The following is a 23572-nucleotide window of genomic DNA, read 5'->3' on the forward strand; positions in this document are numbered from 1 at the left end:
ACCCACCATCGCGAACACTTTCCCTTCTGTGAGGACCCTGTGACCACCGATACCCTGACGCCCCAGCAGGCCGGCAAGCTCGCCCGCGAGGTGCTGGCGGAGATCGAGCGCGCCGTGGTCGGCAAGCCGGAGGCGCTGGAGCTGGTCATGCTCGGCGTGCTGGCGGGCGGCCACATCCTGATCGAGGACCTGCCCGGCCTGGGCAAGACCCTGCTCGCCCGCTCCTTCGCCACCACGCTCGGCCTGGAGTTCCGCCGGATCCAGTTCACCCCCGACCTGCTGCCCTCGGACGTCTCCGGTGCCCCGTTCTACGACCAGCGCAGCGGCGACATGGTGTTCCGTCCCGGGCCGATCTTCACCAACCTGCTGCTGGCCGACGAGATCAACCGCACCCCGCCCAAGACCCAGGCGGCGCTGCTGGAGGCGATGGCCGAGTCGCAGGTGTCGGTCGACGGCACCACGCACAAGCTGGCCGACCCGTTCGTGGTGATCGCCACCGCGAACCCGATCGAGTACGAGGGCACCTACGCGCTGCCCGAGGCGCAGCTCGACCGCTTCCTGCTGCGGGTGCGGATGGGCTACCTGACCACCGAGCTGGAGGCCCGGATGCTGCGGGCCCGGGTCGACCGCGCCGCGCCCGAGGCGGTGCTCAGCGCGGTGACCGACCCCGCCCAACTGCTCGCGATGCGTGCCTCGCTGGAGCAGGTGGAGGTCTCCGACGACCTGGTCGAGTACGTCGTCGCACTGATCGACGCCACCCGCTCGCACCCGCAGATCCAGGTCGGCGCCTCGCCGCGCGGTGGCCTGGCACTGGTCCAACTGGCGCGGGCCCGTGCCGCGTTGGAGGGGCGTGACTTCCTGACCCCGGAGGACGTCAAGGCGGTCGCGGTGCCGGCGCTGGCCCACCGGGTCACCCTGAAGCCGGAGTTGTGGGTGCGCCAGGTCGAGGCGGACGACGTGCTGGCAGCGCTGGTGGCGCAGGTGCCGACCCCGCAGACGGTACCGCGTCCCTCGGCGCCGGCTGCGGTGCCGGCTGCGGCCGAGGGCGGGGCTGCGGCCGAGGCCGCCCGGTCATGACGACGGGTGCGGCCACCACCAACGGGCCGGCGGGAGGCTCGGCGGACGGGCCGGCGGACGGGGCCGGCGCCGGGCCGGCGGCCGTCGGCAGCAGCCGGGCCATCGTCACCGGCCGCCCGCCGCTGACCGAGGAGCGCAAGTGGCAGCTGGCCATGAGCGAGCTGGCGAGCCCGCCGCCGACCGGCTGGCGCGCCACCGCGCGCACCCTGCGGCTGCTCACGGTGGGCACGGTCGCGGTCATCGCCGCGCTGGTCACCGGGCACGCCTGGCTCTTCGCACCGGCCGCCGGGGTGGCCGTGCTGCTGGCACTGGCCGCGCCCGGCCGCACCAGGCCGACCCGGATCGACGCCGAGGCGAGCGTCTCGTCCCGCCGGCTGTTCGAGGGCGAGCGGATCACCGTCACGATCCGGGTCCGCCACGACGGCGAGGCCGGACTGCTCGACCCGCGCAGCGTGCTGGGGCACGGCGTCTGCGTCGACTCCGAGCGGATCACCCTCGACACCGTCACCCTGGAACTCACCGCCACCCGCTGGGGCCGCTGGACGATCGGCCACGTCGACCTGGACGTCTACGACGCCGGCCACCTGACCAGGTGCACCGTGCGGGTCGACCTGGGCGAGGCCGAGGTCTTCCCGCTGCCGACCACCGCAGGGCTGACCCCGATCCCGGTCCGGCTGCCGGAGCGGATCGGCGAGCACACCACCCGCCAGCGCGGCGAGGGCGCCGAGGTCAACGGGGTGCGCCCGCATGTCTGGGGCGAGCGGCAGCGGCGGATCCACTGGCCCTCGACCACCCGGCGCGGCAGCATCCAGCTCAACCAGTTCAGCGCCGAGCGGGCGGCCGACACCGTGATGCTGCTCGATGCGCTGGGCGACTTCCGGGACCCGGCCAGCGGCACCTCCACGCTGGACGAGTCGGTGCGCGCCGCCGCCGGACTGACCCGCGCCTACCTGCGCCTGCACGACCGGATCGGCGTGGTCTCGGTCGGCGGCGCCACCCGCTGGCTGCAGGCGGGCAGCGGCAGCCAGCACTTCTACCGGATCGTGCAGACCGTGCTCGACGTCCGGACCGACCTCGGCTACCGCACGCCCGAGCTGAAACGCCTGCCACCGACCGCGCTGCCCGCCGGCGCGCTGGTCTACGTCTTCACGCCGCTGGCCGACCAGCGGATGCTGAACCTGCTCGTCGACCTCGCCGACCGGGGCAACCCGCTGGTCGTGGTGGAGATCCCGGTCGGCGACCCGGTGGTGGAGGAGGACGACGAGATCGGCCCGCCGGCCCTGCGGCTGTGGCGGGCCGACCGCGAGGCGATGCGGTTCGCGCTGCGCAACCGCGGCATCCCGGTGGTCGCCCACCGTCCCGGCGAGGCGCTCGACCTGGCGCTCGCCCCGCTGTTGCGCAGCCGGATCCAGGGGAGGAACCGATGAGCTCCACCGATCAGGTGATGGCCGATCGAGTGGCGGCCGACCGCGCGATGGCCGATCGGAGGGCAGACGGTCACGTGGCGGACGATCGGGTGCCGGACGATCGGGTGCGCGCCGAGGAGCCCGGGAGCCCGGTCGTCCGCAGGCTCACCGGGCACCTGGCGGCCCGCTGCCTGGGCGTGGCCCTGGTGGTCTCGGGCACCGTGCCGCTGGCCCTGGGCACCAAGGGCGGCCTCGGGATCGCCCTGTGGCTGTCCGTCGTCGGGGCCGGCTTCGCCTGGTGGGCCGCACCGCCGGTGCCCGAGGACGCGGCGCAGCCCCGGCTGCGGCTGTTCCGGCAGCTGTCCCGGCACCGCAACACGGTGCTGGCCGCCGTCGCCCTGCTGCTCGCGGCGATGGCACCCGCCGCGGCCTGGCTCGCCGCGGCGAGCACCGTGCTGGTGCTGACCTACCTGCTGTACGTGGACACCTTCAGCGACGTCCACCGGCCGCCGGGGCGCACCACCCTCGCGGTCGCCTACCTGGCGTCCGGCGTGGTGCTGCTCGCCGCGCTCGTGCCGACCGGGCACTCCTCGGCGGCCCGGCTGCTGGCCGCGCTGGGCGTGGCGGTGGCGGCCGGGGCGGTGGGGCTGACCCTCTACGAGCGGCGCTGAGCCGACGTACGGCTCCGGCGTACGGCTCCGACGTACGACGAAGGGGGTGGCCGCTACTGCTCAGCGGTCACCCCCTCGTCGGTTCGCGGGGTGTTACCTCGCCAGCCGTCCCAGCAGGGCCGAGGCGGCGGTGATGCCGAGCGCCGTGGCCAGCGCCAGCACCGCGAAGTCGGAGACCAGGTGCGCGTGCGTGCCGATCAGCAGGCCGCGCAGCGCGTCCACCTGGTAGCTCAGCGGGTTCGCCTTGCTGATCACCTGGAGCCAGCCCGGCATCAGCGCCACCGGGTAGAGGGCGTTGGAGCCGAAGAAGAGCGGCATGGTGATCGCCTGGCCGATGCCCATCAGCCGGTCGCGGGTCAGCACGATCCCGGCGATGGTCATCGACAGGCAGGAGAAGAACGCCGAGCCGAGCAGGACCACCACCACGACGCCCAGCAGCCGCAGCGGGTTCCAGGTCATCGCGACCCCGAGCGCGGCGGCGATCAGCACCACCACGACGGCCTGGATCACCGCCTTCACCCCGGCGGCGAACGCCTTGCCGGTGACCAGGGCGGCCCGCGGCGTCGGGGTGACCAGCAGCTTGGTGAGCACCCCGGAGTCGCGCTCCCAGATGATCATGATGCCGTAGAAGATCGCGATGAACATCGCGGACTGCGCGATGATCCCCGGCGCCAGGTAGTCGAGGTAGGGAATCCCGCCGGTGGGGATGGCGTGCAGCTTGGTGAAGGTCTCACCGAAGATCAGCAGCCACAGGGCCGGCTGGACGGCACGGGTGTAGAGCTCGGTGCGGTCGTGGCGCAGCTTCTGCAGCTCGACCGCGCACATCGCCATTACGCGGGCGGGTACCAGTCGCCAGCCGGTCCGGGCGCGCGGCGGGACCAGCAGCAGCCCGAGCTCGGGGCGGCGGGCCTGCGACTGCCCGGCGCCGGCCTGGTCGGTGGCGGCGGCAGTGGCGGTGGCGGTAGCGCCCGCGGCCTGGTCAGCCGACGCGGGAAGCGGTGCGGCGGGTACGGCGGACATCGCTGAAGTCTCCTTCCGGTGCCTGGCCACGGCCGAGGTCGCGCCCGGCGAAGTGGCGGAACACGTCATCCAGGGTGGGGTGTTCGAGCTCCGGGTCCTGCTCGCTCACCTGGTCCTTCAGCTGCTCGGGGGTGCCCAGCGCGCGGATCTTGCCGCGGTCCATCAGGCCCACCCGGTCGCAGTACTGATCGGCCTCGTCCATGTAGTGGGTGGTGACCAGCACGGTCATGCCGGTGGCCTGGCGCACCGCGTCGATGCACTCCCAGACGCTGGTCCGGGCGATCGGGTCCAGCCCGATGGTCGGCTCGTCCAGCACCAGCAGCCGGGGCGCGCTGACCAGGGCCTGCGCCAGCTCCAGACGGCGCACCATGCCGCCCGAGTAGGTCCCGGCCAGCCGGTCGGCCGCCTCGGCCAGGTCGACCGCCGCCAGTGCCTGGGCCACCCGCGGGCCGCGCTCGCCGCGCGGCACGTCGAAGACCCGGGAGAACAGCTCGACGTTCTCCCGGCCGGTCAGCCCGGCGTCGGCGGACAGCTGCTGGGGCACGTAGCCGAGCATCCGCCGCACCTCCATCCGGCGCCGGGCGACGTCCTGGCCGAAGACCTGGACCATGCCGGCGGGCACCGGCAGCAGGGTGGTGATGGCGCGGATCGTGGTGGTCTTGCCGGCGCCGTTCGGGCCGAGCAGACCGAACACCTCGCCGGTGTGCACGGTGAGGTCCACGCCGTCCACGGCCTTGGTGGGGGCCGAGCCGCGCTTGCCGTGGCCGAAGGAGTACTCCAGGTCGTGGCAGACCACGGCCTCGCCCGGGGCAGGTGGGGCCGCAGCGCCGGTGGTGTCGGTGTCGGTGCGGGTGTCCGTCATCGGTCGTCCCCTCCGTCGTCGCCGCGGTCGTGGTCACCGCGGTCGCTGTCACGGTCACCGCGGTCGCCGTCACCACGGTCGTCGTCACCGCGGTCACTGTCACCGCGCTGGAGTCCGGCCGCCAGGCGGCGCAACGCGGGCAGCGCGGCGGCCAGCGCGGCCCGGTCCTCGGCGGGGAGCCCGGCGACCAGGCCGCCGACCAGCGCCTGGTGGTTGGCCCGCCAGACCTCCAGCCGCTCGGCCGCCGCCGGGGTGACGTGCAGCAGCGCCGCCCGCCGGTCGGCCGGATCCACCTCGCGGCGCAGCAGACCGTCCGCGACCAGCTGGTTGACCAGGGTGGACACCGAATTGCCCGCGAGGCACAGCTCCTTGGCGGCGGCCGAGACCCGCAGACCGGGGTTGGCCGCCACCAGGCGCAGCAGCTCCACCTGGGCACCGCGCAGGCGCGGCACCGTGAGCTCCTGGCGCAGGCGGCGGCGCACCAGGCGCGGGATGCCCGCGAGGAGGGCGGGAAACTCGTCGATGGGGTCCGGGTCCGAGCTTCGCGCGGCGGGGATCCCGGGGTCGGTGACAGGCATACGATAATTTTAGCTCTCAATAAGAGCTATCTGTCCAGAGGCAACCTTCCAGGCACCACCTTTCGGACACCACCTTTCGGACGCCGCCCTTCAGGCACCGCCCTTCAGGCATCCCTAGGCCAGCGGCGCGCTGTGCCACTGCTCGAACACGCGGCGCGGCCGTCCGGGCAGTTCGACCCGGCCGAGCGCCCAGAGCAGGTTGGTCCACTGGTCCGCCACCGCGCCCTCCCGCGGCACCTCGGGGAAGAGCCGCGCCAGCACCCGCTCGCACAACTCCCCCGGCGGCGCCCAGTCGAGCCCGAGCCCACGCACCACGTCCTCCGTGTGCACCAGGGTCTCCACCACGCCCATCGCGGCGAACCCCTCCGGATCCGCGACCCCGTACGAGTGGTGGCCGCGCACCTGCGGATCGGTCGTCCGCACCGCCGAGGCCAGCAACGCGCCACCGGCTTCGAGGAGTTCGAGCAGTGCGGTGGGCCCTTCCTCGCGCCGGCCCCACACCGCGTTCGCCGGACCGCCCGGCCGCTCCCGATGCCAGCGCAGCGCCAGGTAGCGGTCCAACGGGACCCGCCGGGTGACCACCTGGGCCGCATAGGCCCACAGGCCGTCCGCGGCGTGCTCCAGCGTCTCCCAGCAGTCCCACTCCAACTCGCCGGCCGGCACCGACCAGTCGGCGTCGACGGCCCCCGCCAGGGTCGCCAGGGCGAGCCGGACGGCCTGATCGACGTCGTCCGCGGTGACGGGGGCGGGTCGGCGTACTCCATGATCATTGTTCATGCGGCGAAAGCTACCAGGGGCCGCCCACCGCGCAGCCGGGCCGATCAGGCGCCCTCGCCTCCCGCGAAGCAGTGCACGGCCACCACCGACCCATTGGGCCAGATCTGATCGACCGTCAGCATCAGTTCCCAGCCCAGCCGCTGGTACAGCGCGACGGCGGCGGCGCCGGACGTCACCACGTCCAGCACCGGGTGCAGCCCCCACGCGTGCGCCTGCCCGACCGCCGAGGCCAGCAACCGCTCACCGAGCCCGCGCCCGCGCGCGAGCGGCGCCACGTACAGCCGGCCCACCGCACCCGCCTCCGCCGCCTCCCGCCCGGCCCGCCGCGCCCAGACCTCGCCGGCCGAGGACCCGGTCCCACGACCGAGCGCGACGTGCCCGACAATCCCCCCGGTCGCCGACACCGCCACCCAGGAGGCGAGTTGGTCCGACTCGACCAGCCAGCGGGCCGGGTCGGCGGGCCAGTCCACCGGATAGCCGTCGGCCTCGTGCACACCGGCCAGCGCGGCCACGCAGCCGTCCAGATCCCCGGACCAGCGCCGCCGGACCTCGATCGCACCCGAACTCTCCGGCATCGCCGCCCCTTTCGTCGGAGCCCAGGTTAGGACCTCCGGCGGCGGGTCGGAACTGCCACAGTCGACGGCGCGACCTCAGGGACACTCCACCGGCATGCACCGGTCGTGGGACGGCGGCGGGTCCCGGCCGGGACGATCGGGCCATGACGTTTCGGGTCGCGGTGCTCGCCTCGCACACCGGCAGCAACCTGCGGGCGCTGACCGCCGCCGCGGGCCGGCCCGGCGCCGGTTACGCCGTCACACTGGTGATCAGCAACAACAGCGGCGCCGGTGCCCTGGCCCACGCACGGGAGTCGGGCATCCCGGCCCGGCACCTGTCCGGCCGCACCCATCCGCAGTCCGCCGACCTGGACGCCGCCGTGGTGGCCGAACTGCGCGAGCACGCCACCGATCTGGTGGTCACCGCCGGCTATCTGAAACGGCTCGGGCCCCGCACCCTGCGCGAGTACGCCGGGCGGATCGTCAACGTCCACCCGTCGCTGCTCCCCCGCCACACCGGGCCCGGGCTGCACGGCCACCGCGTGCACCGCGCCGTGCTCGCCGCGGGCGAGTGCCTCACCGGTGTCTCCGTCCACCTGGTGGTGCCGGACGGCCGGCCGCACACCGTGCTCGCCGCCCGGCCGGTCCCGGTGCGCCCGGGGGACACCGTGGAGTCCCTGGCCGGCCGGGTGCTGCCGATCGAGCACGCGCTGCTGCCCGCCACCGTCCAGGCGCTGGCACTGGCCGCCGGAGCCGCCGGTGCCACCAGTGCCGCCGAGGGCTCCTGAAGCGGGCCGCCCCGCCCACGCGGGAGTGCGGGGCGGGGCGGTGGGATCGCCGGCCGGATCAGGCCTGCGGGGTGACCGAGGCCAGGAAGGCGCCGGCCTTCTCCGGGTCGTAGAACCAGTTCTCGAAGTCGGCGGGGTTGTCGAAGCCGTTGGCGAACCGGTGGGCCACGGCCGGGAGCTGACCCGCCGCGCCGATCAGGTTGAGCACGTGCTCCGGCGGCGGGGCCAGCATCGCGTTGGTCCACTTGGTGACGTGCTGGGCGTTCTCCCAGTAGCGGTCGAACGCCGCCTGCATGAAGTCCCGGTCGAACGGCTTGTCGCCGTGGGCCAGGATCGCGTCCAGGTAGACGGCCGCGCACTTGGCCGCGTTGTTCGAACCCTGGCCGGTGATCGGGTCGTTGGCGACCACGACGTCGGCCACGCCCAGCACCAGGCCGCCGCTGGGCAGTTCGCCGATCGGGTTGCGCACCACCGGGGCGTAGCGGCCGGCCAGCGTGCCGCCCGCGTCGGTGAGTTCGACGCCGCCGCGGGCGCGGTCGTACTCCCAGGGGGTGTAGGTCTTCATCAGGTCCAGCGTCAGGCGCAGGTGCTCGCCCGGGTCCTTGACGCCCCCGAAGACGTCCAGCGGGCCGCCGGGGATGCCCTCCCAGAACAGGATGTCGCAGGCGCCGGAGATGGTCAGCGCGGGGATCACGAACAACTCGCCGACGCCCGGCACCAGGTTGCAGCGCACCGCCTTGAAGTCGTGCTCCGGGCGCGGGCCGAGGCCGTGCACATAGGAGACCGCGAGGGCGCGCTGCGGCGCGTCGTACGGCGACCGGGCGGCGTCGCGGCCGAACATCGAGACCAACTCGCCCTTGCCGGCGGCGACCAGGACCAGGTCGTAGGTGCGGGAGAAGTAGTCGAGGTCCGAGACGGCGACGCCGTGGATGACCACCTGGCCGCCGCGCTGGGCGAAGGTCTCCAGCCAGCCGGACATCTTGATCCGCTGGTCGACCGACTGCCCGTAGCCGTCCAGCTCGCCCACCCAGTCGATCACCCGGGCGGACTCCGGGCCGCTGACCGAGACGCCGAGCCCCTCGACCTTGGGTGCGGCGTCCTCCCAGAAGTTGATGCCCAGCTCGCGCTCGTGGCCCAGCGAGGTGTGGAACATGCACTGGGTGGAGAGCACCCGCCCGTCGCGTACCTCGGCCGCGGTGCGGTTGGTCATCACCGTCACGTCGTAGCCGTGCGACTGGAGGCCCAGCGCCAGCTGGAGTCCGGCCTGCCCGGCCCCGACGATCAGTATCTTGCGCATCGCTGCCTGCCTTCTTGCTTGGTGGATCACTGACGTGCCTGACGGCTCCACGGCACTTGATGAACTGTCAGAATTGGGCGGTCAGAACCGAACCGGCGGACGGCGCCCCGGGGTCGACGGCCAGCGCGCGCGTCACCAGGGCGGTCAGCACCTCGACCGCGGAGGACCGCCGGCGGGCGTCGCAGATCAGCACCGGCACCTGCTCCGGCACGGCCAGCGAGTCGCGGACCGCCTCGGGCGTGTAGACCGGCGCGCCGTCGAACTGGTTGACCGCCACCACGAAGGGCAGCCCGCTTCCCTCGAAGTAGTCCAACGCCGGGAACGAGTCGGCCAGTCGACGGGTGTCGGCCAGCACCACGGCACCGACCGCGCCACGCACCAGGTCGTCCCACATGAACCAGAAGCGGCCCTGCCCCGGCGTGCCGAACAGGTAGAGCACCAGGTCGGATTCGAGGGTGATGCGCCCGAAGTCCATCGCCACCGTGGTGGCGGTCTTCGCCGGGACCGCCGCGGTGTCGTCCACCCCGACGCTCGCCTCGGTCATCACCGCCTCGGTGGTGAGCGGGGGTATCTCGGAGACCGAGCGGACGAAGGTGGTCTTGCCGACGCCGAACCCGCCCGCCACCACGATCTTGGTGGAGGTCGCGTTCCCCGCGACCAACGGGACGCCGGGCGGCACCGCCTCAGAGCTTGCGAAGTCCACCCAGCACCCTCTCCAGCAGATCACGCTTCGACGCACCGGGAAGCTCCCCGGCCAGATCCGTACCGTCGGCCACGTCCGCACCGTGCACCCGGATCCTGCCCTGGTCGGCGAGGTCACTGACCAGGACCTTCACCACGCCGAGCGGCATGTGCAGCAACGCGGAGATCTCCGCGATCGAGCGCATCTGCCCCCGGCAGACATCGCAGATCGCGGTCAGCTCGGGCAGCCCGCGGTCGGCCGGGTCGGCCGGCCGGTTGAGCGCCGACACCAGGGTCTCGACCAGCAGCACCCGGCCGAACCTGGTCCGGCCGCGGGTGATCGCGTACGGCCGCACCCGGGACGAACGCCCTTGCCCGGGACGGGCGGTGTCGGTGCGCCGCCCGTGTCCGGGGCCGACGCCCCCGGGGCCGCTCGGGCCGAACCCACCGTTCCCCGTACTCCCGCTCCCGACGGTGCCAGGCATGCTCCCGACCTCCTCTGGACTCGTCTCTGCACTCATCGGACGGCCATCGCCCGGTGGAGTTCGCTGCGCACCTGGGGTGTCAGCGCATGTCCGGCGCGCTCCACGAGCAGCGCCATCTGGTAGGCCAGCACGCCGAGATCGCTGTGCAGCGAGGCGTAGACGCCGAGGCAGGACCCGTCGCTGATGGCCATCACCACCAGGTGCCCCTCGTCCATGGTGACCATGGTCTGCTTGACCCCGCCGAACTCGATGGCCCGCGCCAGACCGCCGGCCAGGCTGGTCAACGCCGAGACGATGGCGGCCAGTTCGTCGGAGCGCGTGCTGTGCCGCGCGTCGGCGAGCAGCAGCCCGTCCGAGGAGACCACGACGGCCTCCTCCACGCCGATGACCGAGCCGCAGAAGTCTCCGAGCAGCCATCGGACGTTGGACGCGCCCTGGCTCACCGGCTGGTGGCTGACGGCGAGTTGACCCTGCCCCGGACCGGCCTGCCCGGTGGCGGGCTGTCCCAGGGCGTAGGGGGTCGCGTACGAGCTGGACAGCGGGGCGGCTGCCGGGGTGTTCCGGTGGTCGGGCTCGGTCATCGGTCCTGTTCCTCGGCGGCGGAGTCGCGGGCCGCCTGACGCAGCCCGCTCTGGAAGCCGCCGAGCCTGCGGCGCAGTTCCTCGGCGGAGGTACGGGGCCGGCGCGGCGGCGTGGCGGCGGTGCCCTGGCCGGTCTCGGGAGCGGTCGGCTCGGCGGCGAGCCGGCGCAGGCCGGAGGTCGGGGTCTCGCCGGTGCCCGGGAGCCCACCGCCTCGGGGAACCCGCCTCGGGAGGCCGAGCGCGGTGACCTCGCCGCCCTCGGGGGCCGCGGTGGCCTCAGGGATCGCGGTGGCCTCGGTGGCCTCAGCGGTACCGGCGCCGGGGGCGGCCTCGGGGAGGACTTCGGCGGCGGACTCGGTGCCTGCCGGGGTCTCGGCGGCTGCCCCGGCCTGGGCGCCGAGCGCCCGGCGGAGATGGCCGACCATCAACTGCTGGGTCGGCGGGTCGATCTCGGCGGCCCGGTCGTCCTCGGCGACCGGCGCCGGCCCGGCGGCAGGGTCCGCCGAAGGCGTGCCTGCGGCGGGCGCGGCAGGGGCGGCGGGCGCCGGCTCGGCGGGGGAGGCACCCGGCGCCGCATGGGCCGGGCGACGGCGCGGCAACGGCGGCAGCTCCGCGTCGGGAGCCGCCTCGCCGCCCGCACCCGCCTCCGGTCGCGCTGCCGACGGCGCGGGCCACGATGCCGCCGACGGCGCTGCCGACGGCAGCTCGGCCGCGGCGAACTCCGCCGCTGTGCGGACCTGTTGCGCCTGAGCGGCGGCGCTGCGTTCGGCGCGCCGCTGGTCGTCCAGGTCGGCCGTGCCCGTCCCGTCCTGGTGCAGCGCCTCGCGCGGCAGCACCACCATGGCGGTCACGCCGCCGCCCTGCCCGTTCTCGCGCAGCTGCACCCGCACGCCGTGCCGGGCGGCCAGTCGGGCCACCACGAACAGGCCCATGCTGCGGCCGGACAGCGCGCCCGAGAGCAGCACGTCCCGGCGGTCGGCTGCCCCGGAGGCCAACGGCTCGGCGAGCTGCCCGTTGATCGCGTGCAGTCGCTCGGCGGGCAGGCCGATGCCCCGGTCGCTGACCGAGATCATCACCTCGCCGTTGTCGAGCTGCCAGCCGCCGACCTCGACCTGCTCCTGCGGCGGGGAGAAGGCGGTGGCGTTCTCCAGCAGTTCGGCCAGCAGATGGCTGGTGTCGTCGGCGACCGCACCGGAGAGCCGGACGGCGGCCAGGAAACCGATCCTGACCCGCTCGTAGCGCTCGATCTCGGAGACCGCGGCCCGCACGACGTCCAGGAGGGTGACGGTCTTGCGGCTGCGCGAGCTGTTCTCCAACCCGGCCAGCAGCAGCATGTTCTCGCTGTTGCGGCGCATCCGGGTGGCCAGGTGGTCGAGCCGGAACAGGCTCTCCAACTGGGCCGCGTCGGCCTCACGGCTCTCCAGTGCCTCGATCAGCACCAGTTGGCGCTCGACCAGGGTCAGGGTGCGCATCGCGAGGTTGACGAAGGTCGCGTCGACGCTGCCCTGCAGCTCGTCCCGTTCCTTGGCCAGGCCGTCCCGCTCGGCCAGCAGCAGCTCGCACTCGCGCAGCAGTTCCTCGACCCGCTCGGCCGACTCGCCGCCGGCAGCCACGGCCTCGCTCCACTTGCGGTTCAACTCCTGCTGCTGACGCTGGAGTTCCTCCCGCTCCTGGAGCAGCATCCGGCGCTCTCCGGCGAGCGACTGCACCTGACCGCTCTGCGCGTCGCGTTCGGCGGTCAGCCGGGCGCGCTCCTCCAACAGGCCGCCGCGCTCGTCGAGCAGCGCGGCCAGGTTGCGGGTGGCCAGGTCGCGGGCCTTCTCCAACGGCCGGGCGGTGACCCTGCGGACCACCACCGCGGTCCCGCCGAGCAGCACCACGGCGGCGGCGCCACCGGCGACCCACAGCTCACTGCCGCCCTGTCCGTGCCCGGTGTCGCAGCCCGTCAGCGAGGTCAGGGCGGGCAGGGCGACGAGCGTCCCGAGGAGGCGACGCGGCAGCCGCCGGTCCGTCACCCGAGCCAGGTGGCGGCGCAGCGCGGGTTTCTGACGCGCGGTCCTCTTACGCAAAGGTGCTCTCAATCTCGTCAGGCCTCAAGCATCGACGCCGCGCCCGGCCCCGATCGCACTCTCAGACAGGCGGCCGCACCCCGTTCCGCCGCTGACACCCGCACGAGTGAAGCGCAGAACACAGTCGAGAACAAGATCAACTCAGTCGGTGGACTTGGTCGATCCTCCAAGTGCGATGCCCACTGCAGCGCGTTTCCGCAGGTCACAGATGTATCACTGGCCGTCGGACGAAAACCTTCGGGAACGATGATGTGACGGAGATCTCATCGCACACAGGGTCATACCGGCCACTCGGCCGACGGAGCATCAGGCGGCTGGCCGCGCCCCGCCCGACGAAGGTCCGGCGCCGCATGCTCCGACCATCCGCGAACGGACATGAGGGCAGGCCAGAGGCACTTTGACGGGTCCCTGACGCCTCGTCCGCCCGCACCGTGGGAGCACGCGGGCGGACGGCGCGACAGATCGCCGGCCGGAGAATTCGCGGAGCCGCAGACCACCGCCTCGCCGGTTCCGCATCCCTTTCCCGCCGTGTTCCCCGGCCGGGGACGGTGCGCGAGCGAGCCGAATCCGGCGAGCCCGGCCGAGGTGGGCGGAAAGCGCTTTTCGGATCGGGCGACGATCGCCGTCCACGGTGGGGCGACGAGTGGAGAGTTCGCCGACGAAGGGAATCCGGATCAGCGCGGCGATTGCGGTCCGTGGCACCTCTTCCGGCAGCAGTCGACGGCACACGGACCGTCAACTACCGCCGGAACAGAAACTGGACAGGCCCTAATGACAGGAGCGGAGCCTGTCCAGCGTCAGGTAGCCGTGATCGGAGGCCAACTCGTGGTCGTAGCAGCCGCCGTCGGCCGTGCGGCCCACGTAGTGCTCGTCCGAGCTGCCGTCGGCCTGCACCATGGTCCCGGACTGGCGCTGCAGCACGCCCTGCGACGACATCCGGTCGTCGGTGCTCGCCTGCTCGTGCCAGCGCCCGTTGCCGCGGCGCGTCTCGTCCACCAGATGGCGGGCCACCGTGACCTGACCGCGGGCCAGGTAGCTGTCCGCGTCCGAGCCCGGCACGTAGGTGCTGGTCACGTCGATCGGGTAGGACCAACTGCTGCGCGCCTGCTCCGGGGTTCCGTGGCCGCGGTCGGTGCTGGTCACCGTCCAGCCGCTGTCCTGCTGCGAGGTGACCTGGTTCTGGCCCTGGCCGGAGATGGTGTCGCTGTTGCGGTACTCGGCGTGGTGATCGAGCCGGGTGGTGATCCGGCCGCGCGAGGTGTCGACGTAGCCGGCCACCGTCCAGTCGCGGCCGGTGCTCGCGGTGATCAGCTCGCCGCCGTCGGCCTGCGCGGTCTCGGTGGTGGCCACCTGCGGCGCGGCGGTGATGGTGTCGGTGGTGACCGCGCCGCCGGTCTGTGCGCGCAGCGGGTCGGTGTTCAGGAACAGGCTGCCGTCGAGCGTCCAGCCGTCACTGATCCCGGCCGGCGGGACCAGTGTGACGGTGTGCGGCTTGCCGTCGGTGAGGGTGCCCGCGAACGGCGTCAGGTCGACGTCGTAGGGCTGGGTGCGGAACGCGTCGATGCTGGGGATCGGACGCCACATCATCGGGCTGATCCCACCCGTGTAAATGGCCGGGAACGGTTGCACCGTCCCGGCGAGCCGACCGTCGACCAGGACCTGCACCTCGCGGTAGGTGCCGCCGCCGCAGAGCCCCCAGGAGGGGTGGGCGGCGGCGTAGTCGTCCGGCACGTTGGAGTACCAGAACTCCTCGCAGCCGCCCCCGCGGGCGTAGAGCTGGAGGTGGGCGCTGGTGAGGTTGCGCGGGAAGGTCAGCGTCGACGTGGCGGTCTGCCCCTTGGTCAGCGTCCACCAGCCCGCGGCGGTGGTCGACTGCGAGACGGGGAGCACCTGGTCGGCCGTGGTGGCCGCCGGGTGGTGCCGGTCGGCCTGGTAGTAGGTGACCGTGAGCGTCATGTGGTAGACGCCGGTGTAGGTGGAGTTGACCACGTTGCCGAGGTCCACCACGAGCGGCTGCGGGGTGCGCAGCAGCGGGATGAAGCTGGTCAGGTCCTGGTCCACGTGCCAGCTGATGCCGGCGGGGTCGGGCTCGGGGGTGCTGGTGCGCAGGACCTCGGAGCCGCCGATCCAGACCCCGGCCAGCCGGTCGTACTGACGGCCCGCCACGCTGCCGCTCCAGTCCAGCACCACCTTGTTCCACGGTCCCGAGCAGGACGCGGGCGGGGCGAGGGTGCCGGTGAACGGCTGGCCGTAGCTGTTGGCGAAGTCGTGCTGCATGGCGGTGACCGTGCAGTGCGGGGTGTCCGGCCGGCTGATGGGGGGCAGCGCGGTGGCCGGGTTGCCGTAGTTGGTCTCCAGGTGCCCGGTGGGGGCGGGGGCGCCGGTGGAGGGCGTGGCCGCGGGGGTGGCCAGGGGTGCGGTCGCAGATGCGGTCGCAGGTGCCGCGAGGGCGCGGGCGGCGGGGGCGGTCGCCGCCGTGGCGGCGGTGGGGAGGCAGAGTGCGGCGGCGAAAGCCAGCACGAGAGCGGGTACGGCGCGGGCGAGCGGGCGCCGCAGGGAGGCTGGGGCGGGAGCGGGTATCGGCACGGTTGGCATGTACTCACGGGCCCGCGATCACTGTCAAGGGTTCCGTGTGCCGTGCCTGGCAGGGGGGTTGATGCTCTGTCGGGGGGACGATGGGGCGATGGGGGCGGGCGTTGGGGCGATGTGGTCAAAGCGCTGGCGGATAGCAGATGGCAGAGAGCGGAGACTGGATAGTGGATAGTGGATAGCAGATGACGGATGACAGATTCTGAAATCTGTCATCCGTCATCTGCTATCCACCGATTGACCGCTGACGACCGTCGGCTGTCAGCGGTCAGCGGTCGGCCCTCAGCGATCAGCTGACCGCAGACCGCAAACCGCAAACCGCGCCGCGGGTTTAGTGCTTCTCGTGCAGGTGGGCCGCCATCCCACGGCACCAGCGGGCGAACTCGTCCCGACTGCGCTCCTGGCCACCGCAGAGGGCGCTGACCTGGGCGTCGGTCAGGCGGTTGGGGCCGCCCATGGCCAGCAGGTGGCCCATCTCATCCAGCAGCACGGCCAGCCGCTCGGCATCCGCGTGCTCGACAGCGGTGACGGCCTCGGTGTGGCCGATCGTGACGGAACCAGGCATCAAGGACTCCAATCACTCCTAGCCCCCTCCCCCCCAAGGTACGGCCGCCCCGCGCCCCCTGCCCGCCCGCGCCGGCGCAGCCCGCCCACCCATGCCGACACCCTCCGCCCCCCGGGCTCCGCCGGCCTCACCGACGCCGTTCCGTGCTCACCACCACACAGACCGCCGCCACCACGATCGCGCCGCCCAGCAGCTCCGACCCGGTCAGCCGCTCGGAGAGCACCAGCCAGCCGAGGAAGACCGCGACCACCGGGTTCACGTACGCGTACGTGGCGACCAGGCTGAGCGGGGCGGACTGGAGCAGCCATGCGTAGGCCGTGAAGCCGACCAGCGAGCCGACCACGATCAGGTAGGCCAGCGCGAGCCAGGAGCGGGTGGAGACGGCGCCGAGGTCCAGGCCGCGCTCCTCGCCCCGGGCCAGCGCCACCAGCAGGCAGCCGAGTCCGCCCGCCAGCATCTCGTACGCGCTCGCCACCAGCGGGTTGGCGGGCATCGGCAGTCGGCTCGACGCGAAGGAGCCGACCGCCCAGGAGAACGACGCCACCATGATCAGCACGACGCCGCTCAGCGACACGCTGCCGCTGAACCCGGCTGCCGACAGCACCCCCAGCCCGACCAGGCCGAGCAGTACCCCGACCAGCGCCGCTCCCCCGGGCCGGTCACCGAAGACGGTGCGCAGCAGCACCACCCACAGCGGCACCACCGCCACCAGCAGCGCCGCCAGCCCCGACGGGATCCGGCCCTCCGCCAGCACCAGCAGCCCGTTGCCGCCGACCAGGAGCAGCACGCCGACCAGCACCGTCGAGCCGAGCCGGCGCCGGGTCACCCGTAGCGCGCCCGGCCCCAGCCGCCAGGCAAGCACGCCGAACAGCAACAGCCCGGCGACCAGGAAGCGGACCGCGCCGGAGAGCAGCGCCGGCATGGTCTCCACCGCGATCCGGATGCCGAGGTAGGTGGAGCCCCAGACCACGTAGACCACGGCGAGCGCGGCCCAGACGGTGCTGGAAATCCGCACGCCACCCGGTTCGGGCGGGGCGGTGGGGCCCGGACCCGGGTCCGAGGCGGCGGCGGAGCGTTGGGCCCCCATCGATGTCATGCGTGTCTCCCCATGTCGGTGCTGTCCGGCCAGGGGACATCAGAGCGCATCGGAGCCCTGCGCCGCCAGCAGGTATCACGGGCCGATCGGGCCGGGAGGACCGAGCAGGCCCCTGTTCCCGGCACCCGGCCAGCGGCGAGAATCGACGGTGCACCACACCCGCGCCACGGAGAAGGAAGGCCCACCGTGACCGACCGCTCGCTGCCGTTCTTCGTCTACGGCACGCTGCGCCCCGGGCAGCGCAACCACGCGCACTTCCTGGGCGGCCACTGCGCGCGGATCCAACCGGCGGTGCTGCCGGGCGCGCTGCTGCACGAGGGGCCCGGCTACCCGTACCTGGTCGCCGACCCCGACCCCCGGCGCCGGGTGCACGGCGAGCTGGTCACCGTCCGGCCGGGCGAGTTCGCCCAGGTGCTGGCCGCGCTGGACCTGTTGGAGGAGTGCCGCCCGGACGGGAGCGGGCTCTACGTGCGCCGACCGCTCCCCGTCACGGTCACCACCGCCGACAGCTCCACCGATACCGGCGCCACCGGCACCCCCGGCCCCGGCCCCACTGAGCAGGTGACCGCCTGGGTCTACCTGGCCGGCCCGGACGAAGCCGCCCGGTTGCGGGCGAACCCCGCCCCGATCGCCTCCGGCAGCTGGCCGGACCCCCGCTGACCTCCCGCCGACCTCCCACCGCCCCCACCGGCTCCCCCTGGCGCCCCGCACCCCGCACCCCTGGCGCCCCGCGGCCGTACACGGACCACCCTCTATGCTCGGCTACCGCGCCCGCACGCACCGAAGCGGGCGCGGTAGCCGAGCAGGCACGGGGGAGAAGCAGCATGGCCACGGTCCCGACATGCACGCACCATCATCTGACGAAGCGTCACATGAGCCTGCTGGCAGTGACCTTGCTGGCGGTGGCCGGCTGCTCATCGGGGACGCCGCGGCCGGTGCCGGCCCAGACGATCGCCCTCCCCCTGAGCACGAACGCCGACCAGTCCAGCCAAGTCCGGCTGCACGTCGGCCAACGACTGGGGGTCGCCACCGTCCACAACGCCCAGTCCCACGCCTGGACGACCGGCACCAGCGCCAACTCCCGCATCGTGCACCAGGATCCGGAGGTCACCACGGAGGGCTGCGCACCCGCCAACGCCGGCTGCGAGAGCGAGGTGCAGGAGCTCTACACCGCCACCGCCGTCGGTGACACCGACCTCACCTGGTCCTACCAGAACCTGCCGAGCTGCAGCCCGGCCAAGGACCCTCGCGACCCGACCCCCTGCGTGCTGGGCACCATGACGGTGCACGTGACCGTCGTCAAGTAGCCCCCGCTCAGGTGGCCCCGCCCAGGTGGCCCCCGCTCACGCGCTCCGCAGATCGATGGCGTGCAGCACCAGGTCGTGCCCGGCGTAGCAGTACCGGCCGTCGGTGGTCAGCGACCAGACGTCCACGCCCGGCTCGCCGTCCTGGAAGGTCCAGCGCCTGGCCCCCGTGGCAGCGTCGAGCGCGACCACGCCGCCGTCCGTCGGCCCCGGCACCAGCACCAGGCCGCCCGCCGACAGCGGCCGGCTGCGGTAGTCCAGCCGGAACGGCAGCTGGCAGGTCCACCGCGTGGGGCCGTCGGGCGAGTCCAGCGCGGTGACCAGCCCGTCGTCGTTGAAGAGGACGAGCCGCCCGCCGTCGCCCGGCAGCGGGGACAGGTAGCGCCAGGACTCCCCCGCCCCGGGGCTGATCGTCCGGTGCACGCTGCCGTCCGCCAGGCTGAGCACGCGCAGCCCGGTGCTGCTGTCCGACGCGTAGATCCACTGCTGGTCGGCGGTCAACCAGCCGATCCCGCCGAGCGTCCAGAGCCGGTGCCCGTCCCGGGCGTCCAGCAGGAACGTGCTGAAGGTGCCCTGGACCAGCAGTCGTCCGCCCGGGACCACGGCGAGCCGCAGGGCCAGCTCGTTGTGGTCGAGCGGCACCTGCCAGAGGGGCTGGCGGGTGGCGAGCGAGACGGCGATCAGGGTGCTCCCGGTGAGTCCGGGATCGTTCGGGCCGGGCCCGCCGGAGCTCTCACCGCGGCAGTAGACGGTGGTGCCGTCGCTGTCGAGCGCCCGCAGCTGCCCCGGCCCGCTGCCGGATCCGCTCGCCGGGAGGGTGTACTGCCAGTCCGAGTCGCCACTGTCCAGGTCGTGGGCGGTGATGCGGTCCAGTTCGGCACCGCCGGCGTCGAGCAGCAGCGTTCCGCCCACGATCAGCGGCCCCGCGGTGGAGACCGAGAAGTGCCGCAGTGCGCTGCCCGAGGCCGGATCGAGCTGCGCCAGGTCGGCGCCGGACAGGAAGAGCGGCGGATGGGTGGGCCCGGCCACCCGGTCGTTCTGGAGCCGCCCGGTGCCGCGATAGGTCCAGCGCGGCTTCGGCCCGCTGGGCGCCGGCCGGGGAGAGCCCGGGCCGGGCGCGGCGGACGGCAGCGCGGCGGACCGCGCGGGCGGGCTCGCCGAGCCGCGGCTCACCGCCCAGGCGACGCCGCCCGCCAGCACCACGGCCCCGCCGAACAACAGCTGTCGACGGGTGGGCCCGGGGCGCCGCCCGGGGGACGAGGAGGCGGGGTCGGCCAGCACCTCCATCGGCTCGCCCGCCGCGCCCTCCTCGTCGTCGAAGCGCCAGGAACCCCCGCTCCCGCCCGTGCTCACGCCCGCTCCCCCTCGCCCCCGCCCCCGAGATCCGTTGGCCGCGACTTTACCTCGCGGTGCGCGGCGGGCAGGCGAGGTGTAGAGAGGAAAGGTGCCTCCCCAGCGGCGTTCCGACGACTTCGTCCCCCGGCCCCGGCGATCCGGCAGTGCCCTGGTGCTGCTTCCCCTCACCCTGATCGTCGTGATCACCACGGTGGACATCCTGAGCCCGCCGCAGATCCACCTCGGTCCGCTGCTCGTGGTCGCCCCCGCGATCACCGCCTCCTTCGCGGGCACCCGCCTGACCGCGCTGGTCAGCCTGCTGGCCCTGGCCGCGCTGACGGTGATCGGGGTGATGCGCGACGGCCTGGGCACCTCCAACCACGAGACCCAGCTCGCCGCCCTGGTGGTGGTCTCGGCCACGGTGGTGGCGTTCACGGCGCTGCGCGACCGGCACGCCCGCGAGCTGGTCCAGGTCCGCTCGGTGGCCACGGCCGCCCAGCAGGTGCTGCTGCGTCCGCTGCCGCCCCGGATCGGCTCGCTGCGGATCGCCTCGGTCTACCTGCCCGCCGAGGCCGAGGCCCAGGTGGGCGGCGACCTCTACGCGGCGGCCCGCACCGCCTCGGGCACCCGGCTGCTGGTCGGCGACGTCCGGGGCAAGGGCCTGACCTCGCTGGGCGAGGCCTCGCTGCTGCTCGGCGCGTTCCGGGCCGCCGCGCACCTGCAGGCCTCGCTGCCGGAGCTGGCGGCCTATCTGGACGGCAGCGTCAGCTGGGACCTGGCGGCGGCCCTGGAGCCCAGCCCGCTGGACGACCCGCAGGATGCTCCGCCGCAGGAGGCCGACCTGCTGCTGGGGGTGGACCAGCAGCCGACGGAGTCGTTCATCACCGCGGTGCTGCTGGACATCCCCGACAAGGGCGACCGGATCCAGGTCATCAACTGCGGTCACCCGCCGCCGCTGCTGCTGCACCGGGGCGAGGTGCTGTCGCTGGACGCCGGGTGCCCGGCGCCGCCGCTCGGGCTGGGCAACCTGCTGGAGAGCGCCTACTGCGCGGAGGAGTTCCCGTTCACGGCCGAGGACCGGCTGCTGATCTACACCGACGGCGTGATCGAGGCCCGCGACGCCACCCGCGCGTTCTACCCGCTCACCGAGCGCCTGCGCGCCTGGACGGCCGACCGCCCCATGCCCCTGCTCGAACACCTGCGGCACGACCTGCTGGCCCACGCCGGCGGGCGGCTGGGGGACGACGCGGCGATGGTGGCGGTGGAGCGGGTGCCCGAGGACGGCTCCGCCGGGACGCGGTAGCCGGTGCGGGGCGGCTGCCGCCGTGCGGGTGAGCGGCCTAGGGTGGCTGGCAGCGATGGGCGAGCGGAAGGTGGTCGCGGGTGAGCGGGGTGGCGGCGCAGGCCGGGCACGAGGGTGGCAACCCACCGGGGGTCGGGCCCGACTTCACACCCGAGCAGCTGGCCCGCGGGCGCGCGCTGCGGCGGGCGCAGGTGCCCTGGGTGCTCGGCGGGCGGCTGGTGAGCCTGGCAGTGACCCTCGTGCTCGGGCTGACGCCCGCCGGAGCGCACCTGGTGAACGGGGCCGGCGGGCTGTTCGGCGGCTCGTGGACGGCCCAGCTGCTCGCCGGGACGACGGCGCTGGTGCTGATCGGGCAGCTGGTCGAGCTGCCGTTCGCCGCCGGGGTGCGGGTGGTGCGGCGCGGCTACGGGCTGGTCACCCAGGGCTGGGCCGGCTGGGCGGTGGACCAGCTGCGCGCCCTGGCACTGGGCCTGCTCATCGCGCTGCCCACCGTGCTCGGCGTCTACGCGCTCACCGGGTGGTCGACCCGCTGGTGGTGGGCCCCTGCGGCGTTGGCCGCCGCGCTGCTCACGGTCGCGCTCTCGTTCCTCTTCCCGCTGCTGGTGGAGCCCCTCTTCAACCGCTTCACCCCGCTGCCGCCCGGCGAGCTGCGGAGCACGCTGCTGGCCCTCGCCGAGCGGGACGGGGTACGGGTGCGGGACGTCCTGGTCGCCGACGCCTCGCGGCGCACCACCGCCCTCAACGCCTATGTCTCCGGGTTCGGTGCGACCCGCCGGATCGTCGCCTACGACACCCTGCTGCGCACCGCCGAACCGCGTGAGGTGGAGCTGGTGGTCGCGCACGAGCTGGGCCATGTGGTGCACCGCGACGTGCCGCGCGGCACCGCGCTGGGCGCCCTCGGCGCGGCGGTGGCGGTGGCCGTGCTCGGCCTGCTGGCCTCGCTGCACCCGCTGCTGTCCGCCGCCGGCGCCCCCGACGTGGCCGACCCGCGCTCGCTGCCGCTGCTCGCGGCCCTCGCCGCGCTGCTCGGCGCGCTGAGCGGGCCGGTGCAGGCGGCGGTGAGCCGCCGGATCGAGGCCAGGGCGGATCAGCACGCGCTGCGACTGACCGGCGATCCGGAGCAGTTCATCGCGATGCAGCGCCGCCTCGCGCTGACCAACGTCGCGGATGTGGACCCGCCGCGGCTGCTGGAGCTGCTCTTCGCCACGCACCCGAGCACGGCCCGCCGGATCGCGGCGGCACGGGCCTGGGCGACAGCCCAAGCGGCCAAGGCCGCCCAGACAGCCCACGGAGAGGGACAGGGATGACGCAACAGCCCTACCGGACCTGGCAGCTCGCCGACGCGGTGGACGTGCCGGCACCGGACGGCTCCACGGTCACGCCGCTCGGCGCGCTGCCCGGGGTGGCCAGCATGGCCCGCTTCGAGCTGGCCGCGGGCGCGGTGGCGCGGGCGGTGTCGCACGCGACGGTGCAGGAGATCTGGCACGTGGTGGCCGGCTCGGGCCGGCTGTGGCGGCGGCAGGGCGACCGGGAGGAGGTCACCGCGCTCCTGGTCGGCATCACGGTGAGCATTCCGCTCGGGACCGCCTTCCAGTTCCGCGCGGACGAGGGCGCCGACGCGCTGGTGATCCTCGCCGCCACCGTGCCGTCCTGGCCCGGCACCGAAACCGAGGCGCGCCCGGAGGCGGGACCGTGGCAGGCTGAGGGCCATGACGAAGATCATCGGCGTGACGCCCAAGGGCCTGGACCAGCACGGCCTGTTCGTCCGTGAGGGCGCGCTGAGCAAGGTGCCCGCGGCCTTCGCGCCGGTGGTCGCCGCGGCACGGGAGGGGATCACCGCGGCGTTCGGCCCCGAACTGCTGGACAGCGCCTACCTCTACGGCAGCATCCCGCGCGGCACGGCCGTCCCCGGGCAGTCCGACCTCGATCTGCTGCTGGCGCTGCGCCGGCCGCCCACGGCGGCCGACCGCTCGGCCGCCGACGCCCTGCAGGCCGGACTCGACGCGCGGTTCGAGCAGATCAACGGCGCTGGCATCCTGCTCTTCGGCGCCGAGACGCTGCTCAGCGAGCTGGAGCGGCACGACCTGGGGTGGTTCGTCGCCTGCCTGTGCACCCCGCTGCTCGGCCCCGACCTCGCCGAGCGGCTCCCCCGCTACCGCGCCGACAGCCTGCTCGCCCGGGAGACCAACGGCGATCTCGGGCGCCTCCTGCCCCGCTGGCAGGCCCGCGCGACGGCCGCCGGCACCGAGGCGGAGCGCCGCACGCTGAGCCGGGGCGCGGCCCGCACGATCGTGCGGGCCGGCTTCACCCTCGTGATGCCACGCTGGCAGGGCTGGACCAGCGATCTCGCCGAGTCCGCCGAGGTCTTCGCCCGCTACTACCCCGAGCACGGCGACCGGATGCGCGCCGCCGCCGCGATCGCCCGCGCCGGCAGCACGGATCCACGCGCGCTCGCCCTGCTGCTCACGGAGCTGGGCCCGTGGCTGGCCGAGGAGTACGCCGCCGTCCACGGGGTGAAGACGCCGCGGCCGTAG

General features: G+C 73.9%; 24 protein-coding genes. 10 read left to right on the forward strand and 14 right to left on the reverse strand.

Annotation, left to right across the window (positions count from 1 at the left end; translation table 11 throughout):
- The first annotated feature begins 39 nt into the window (after positions 1–39).
- Genes OG500_RS09555 through OG500_RS09565 form a run of 3 tightly spaced genes read left to right on the forward strand, consistent with a single transcriptional unit; the run spans position 40 to position 3154 of the window.
- On the forward strand, positions 40–1077 hold the full coding sequence (locus OG500_RS09555; protein WP_327066093.1) for an AAA family ATPase: 1038 nt from the start codon (positions 40–42) through the stop codon (positions 1075–1077).
- Complete coding sequence (locus tag OG500_RS09560; RefSeq protein ID WP_327066094.1) at positions 1074–2504, forward strand: DUF58 domain-containing protein; 1431 nt, start codon at positions 1074–1076, stop codon at positions 2502–2504. The genes OG500_RS09555 and OG500_RS09560 overlap by 4 nt, the downstream gene beginning before the upstream one ends.
- Positions 2501–3154, forward strand: coding sequence for a hypothetical protein (locus OG500_RS09565; protein ID WP_327066095.1), 654 nt, complete (start codon positions 2501–2503; stop codon positions 3152–3154). The genes OG500_RS09560 and OG500_RS09565 overlap by 4 nt, the downstream gene beginning before the upstream one ends.
- 93 nt (positions 3155–3247) lie before the next feature.
- Here OG500_RS09565 and OG500_RS09570 read toward each other — a convergent pair whose 3' ends face one another.
- The 5 genes from OG500_RS09570 to OG500_RS09590 all read right to left on the reverse strand — a co-directional run bounded on the left by OG500_RS09570 (position 3248) and on the right by OG500_RS09590 (position 6966).
- Positions 3248–4174, reverse strand: coding sequence for an ABC transporter permease (locus OG500_RS09570; RefSeq protein ID WP_329578620.1), 927 nt, complete (start codon positions 4172–4174; stop codon positions 3248–3250).
- On the reverse strand, positions 4134–5036 hold the full coding sequence (locus OG500_RS09575) for an ABC transporter ATP-binding protein (RefSeq protein ID WP_329578623.1): 903 nt from the start codon (positions 5034–5036) through the stop codon (positions 4134–4136). Before OG500_RS09575 ends, OG500_RS09570 begins: the two co-directional genes overlap by 41 nt.
- A complete protein-coding gene (locus OG500_RS09580) occupies positions 5033–5614 on the reverse strand; it encodes a MarR family winged helix-turn-helix transcriptional regulator (RefSeq protein ID WP_442907016.1) in 582 nt (193 codons plus the stop codon). The genes OG500_RS09575 and OG500_RS09580 overlap by 4 nt, the downstream gene beginning before the upstream one ends.
- A 114-nt stretch (positions 5615–5728) precedes the next feature.
- Positions 5729–6391, reverse strand: a complete 663-nt coding sequence (locus OG500_RS09585) for a hypothetical protein (protein WP_329578626.1) — start codon at positions 6389–6391, stop codon at positions 5729–5731.
- 44 nt (positions 6392–6435) lie between these two features.
- Entirely contained in the window at positions 6436–6966 is a 531-nt protein-coding gene (locus tag OG500_RS09590) for a GNAT family N-acetyltransferase (RefSeq protein ID WP_329578629.1), read from the reverse strand.
- Between the two features lie 143 nt (positions 6967–7109).
- Here OG500_RS09590 and purN point away from each other — a divergent pair, with 143 nt between their 5' ends.
- Positions 7110–7733 (forward strand): phosphoribosylglycinamide formyltransferase, encoded by a 624-nt coding sequence (gene purN, locus OG500_RS09595; RefSeq protein WP_329578631.1) that lies wholly within the window; start codon positions 7110–7112, stop codon positions 7731–7733.
- A 58-nt stretch (positions 7734–7791) separates the two neighbouring features.
- On the opposite strand, the gene OG500_RS09600 is transcribed toward purN, so the two are convergent.
- From OG500_RS09600 to OG500_RS09635, 8 genes are all read right to left on the reverse strand, one after another.
- A complete protein-coding gene (locus OG500_RS09600; protein WP_327066101.1) occupies positions 7792–9030 on the reverse strand; it encodes a styrene monooxygenase/indole monooxygenase family protein in 1239 nt (412 codons plus the stop codon).
- 67 nt (positions 9031–9097) lie between these two features.
- Complete coding sequence (locus OG500_RS09605; RefSeq protein ID WP_442907017.1) at positions 9098–9733, reverse strand: GTP-binding protein; 636 nt, start codon at positions 9731–9733, stop codon at positions 9098–9100.
- A complete protein-coding gene (locus tag OG500_RS09610; RefSeq protein ID WP_329578636.1) occupies positions 9714–10196 on the reverse strand; it encodes a DUF742 domain-containing protein in 483 nt (160 codons plus the stop codon). Before OG500_RS09610 ends, OG500_RS09605 begins: the two co-directional genes overlap by 20 nt.
- 32 nt (positions 10197–10228) lie before the next feature.
- A complete protein-coding gene (locus tag OG500_RS09615) occupies positions 10229–10777 on the reverse strand; it encodes a roadblock/LC7 domain-containing protein (protein ID WP_329578639.1) in 549 nt (182 codons plus the stop codon).
- Positions 10774–12846, reverse strand: coding sequence for an ATP-binding protein (locus tag OG500_RS09620; RefSeq protein WP_329578642.1), 2073 nt, complete (start codon positions 12844–12846; stop codon positions 10774–10776). The genes OG500_RS09615 and OG500_RS09620 overlap by 4 nt, the downstream gene beginning before the upstream one ends.
- A gap of 768 nt (positions 12847–13614) precedes the next feature.
- The gene (locus OG500_RS09625; protein ID WP_329578644.1) at positions 13615–15441 is read right to left on the reverse strand and encodes a peptide-N4-asparagine amidase; all 1827 of its coding nucleotides are present in this window, start codon (positions 15439–15441) and stop codon (positions 13615–13617) included.
- Positions 15442–15766: 325 nt separating this feature from the next.
- Positions 15767–16000 (reverse strand): hypothetical protein, encoded by a 234-nt coding sequence (locus tag OG500_RS09630; RefSeq protein WP_327066106.1) that lies wholly within the window; start codon positions 15998–16000, stop codon positions 15767–15769.
- Between the two features lie 127 nt (positions 16001–16127).
- Positions 16128–17096 carry an EamA family transporter gene (locus OG500_RS09635; protein ID WP_327066107.1) on the reverse strand — a complete coding sequence of 323 codons (969 nt, stop codon included), beginning with the start codon at positions 17094–17096 and terminating at the stop codon, positions 16128–16130.
- A 186-nt stretch (positions 17097–17282) separates the two neighbouring features.
- Here OG500_RS09635 and OG500_RS09640 point away from each other — a divergent pair, with 186 nt between their 5' ends.
- Together OG500_RS09640 and OG500_RS09645 are read left to right on the forward strand one after the other, a co-directional pair.
- Complete coding sequence (locus OG500_RS09640; RefSeq protein WP_327066108.1) at positions 17283–17756, forward strand: gamma-glutamylcyclotransferase family protein; 474 nt, start codon at positions 17283–17285, stop codon at positions 17754–17756.
- Between the two features lie 212 nt (positions 17757–17968).
- The gene (locus OG500_RS09645; protein ID WP_327066109.1) at positions 17969–18403 is read left to right on the forward strand and encodes a hypothetical protein; all 435 of its coding nucleotides are present in this window, start codon (positions 17969–17971) and stop codon (positions 18401–18403) included.
- 36 nt (positions 18404–18439) lie between these two features.
- Here OG500_RS09645 and OG500_RS09650 read toward each other — a convergent pair whose 3' ends face one another.
- Entirely contained in the window at positions 18440–19753 is a 1314-nt protein-coding gene (locus OG500_RS09650; RefSeq protein ID WP_327066110.1) for an outer membrane protein assembly factor BamB family protein, read from the reverse strand.
- A 154-nt stretch (positions 19754–19907) separates the two neighbouring features.
- Here OG500_RS09650 and OG500_RS09655 point away from each other — a divergent pair, with 154 nt between their 5' ends.
- The 4 genes from OG500_RS09655 (at position 19908) to OG500_RS09670 (ending at position 23572) form a co-directional block, all read left to right on the forward strand.
- The gene (locus tag OG500_RS09655; protein WP_329578651.1) at positions 19908–21038 is read left to right on the forward strand and encodes a PP2C family protein-serine/threonine phosphatase; all 1131 of its coding nucleotides are present in this window, start codon (positions 19908–19910) and stop codon (positions 21036–21038) included.
- An 80-nt stretch (positions 21039–21118) separates the two neighbouring features.
- On the forward strand, positions 21119–22345 hold the full coding sequence (locus tag OG500_RS09660; protein WP_329578654.1) for a M48 family metalloprotease: 1227 nt from the start codon (positions 21119–21121) through the stop codon (positions 22343–22345).
- Complete coding sequence (locus OG500_RS09665; RefSeq protein WP_329578657.1) at positions 22342–22809, forward strand: cupin domain-containing protein; 468 nt, start codon at positions 22342–22344, stop codon at positions 22807–22809. Before OG500_RS09660 ends, OG500_RS09665 begins: the two co-directional genes overlap by 4 nt.
- Complete coding sequence (locus OG500_RS09670; protein ID WP_329578659.1) at positions 22748–23572, forward strand: nucleotidyltransferase; 825 nt, start codon at positions 22748–22750, stop codon at positions 23570–23572. Before OG500_RS09665 ends, OG500_RS09670 begins: the two co-directional genes overlap by 62 nt.

It is taken from the genome of Kitasatospora sp. NBC_01250 (genome assembly GCF_036226465.1).
In the GTDB taxonomy this organism is placed as follows: Bacteria; Actinomycetota; Actinomycetes; order Streptomycetales; family Streptomycetaceae; genus Kitasatospora.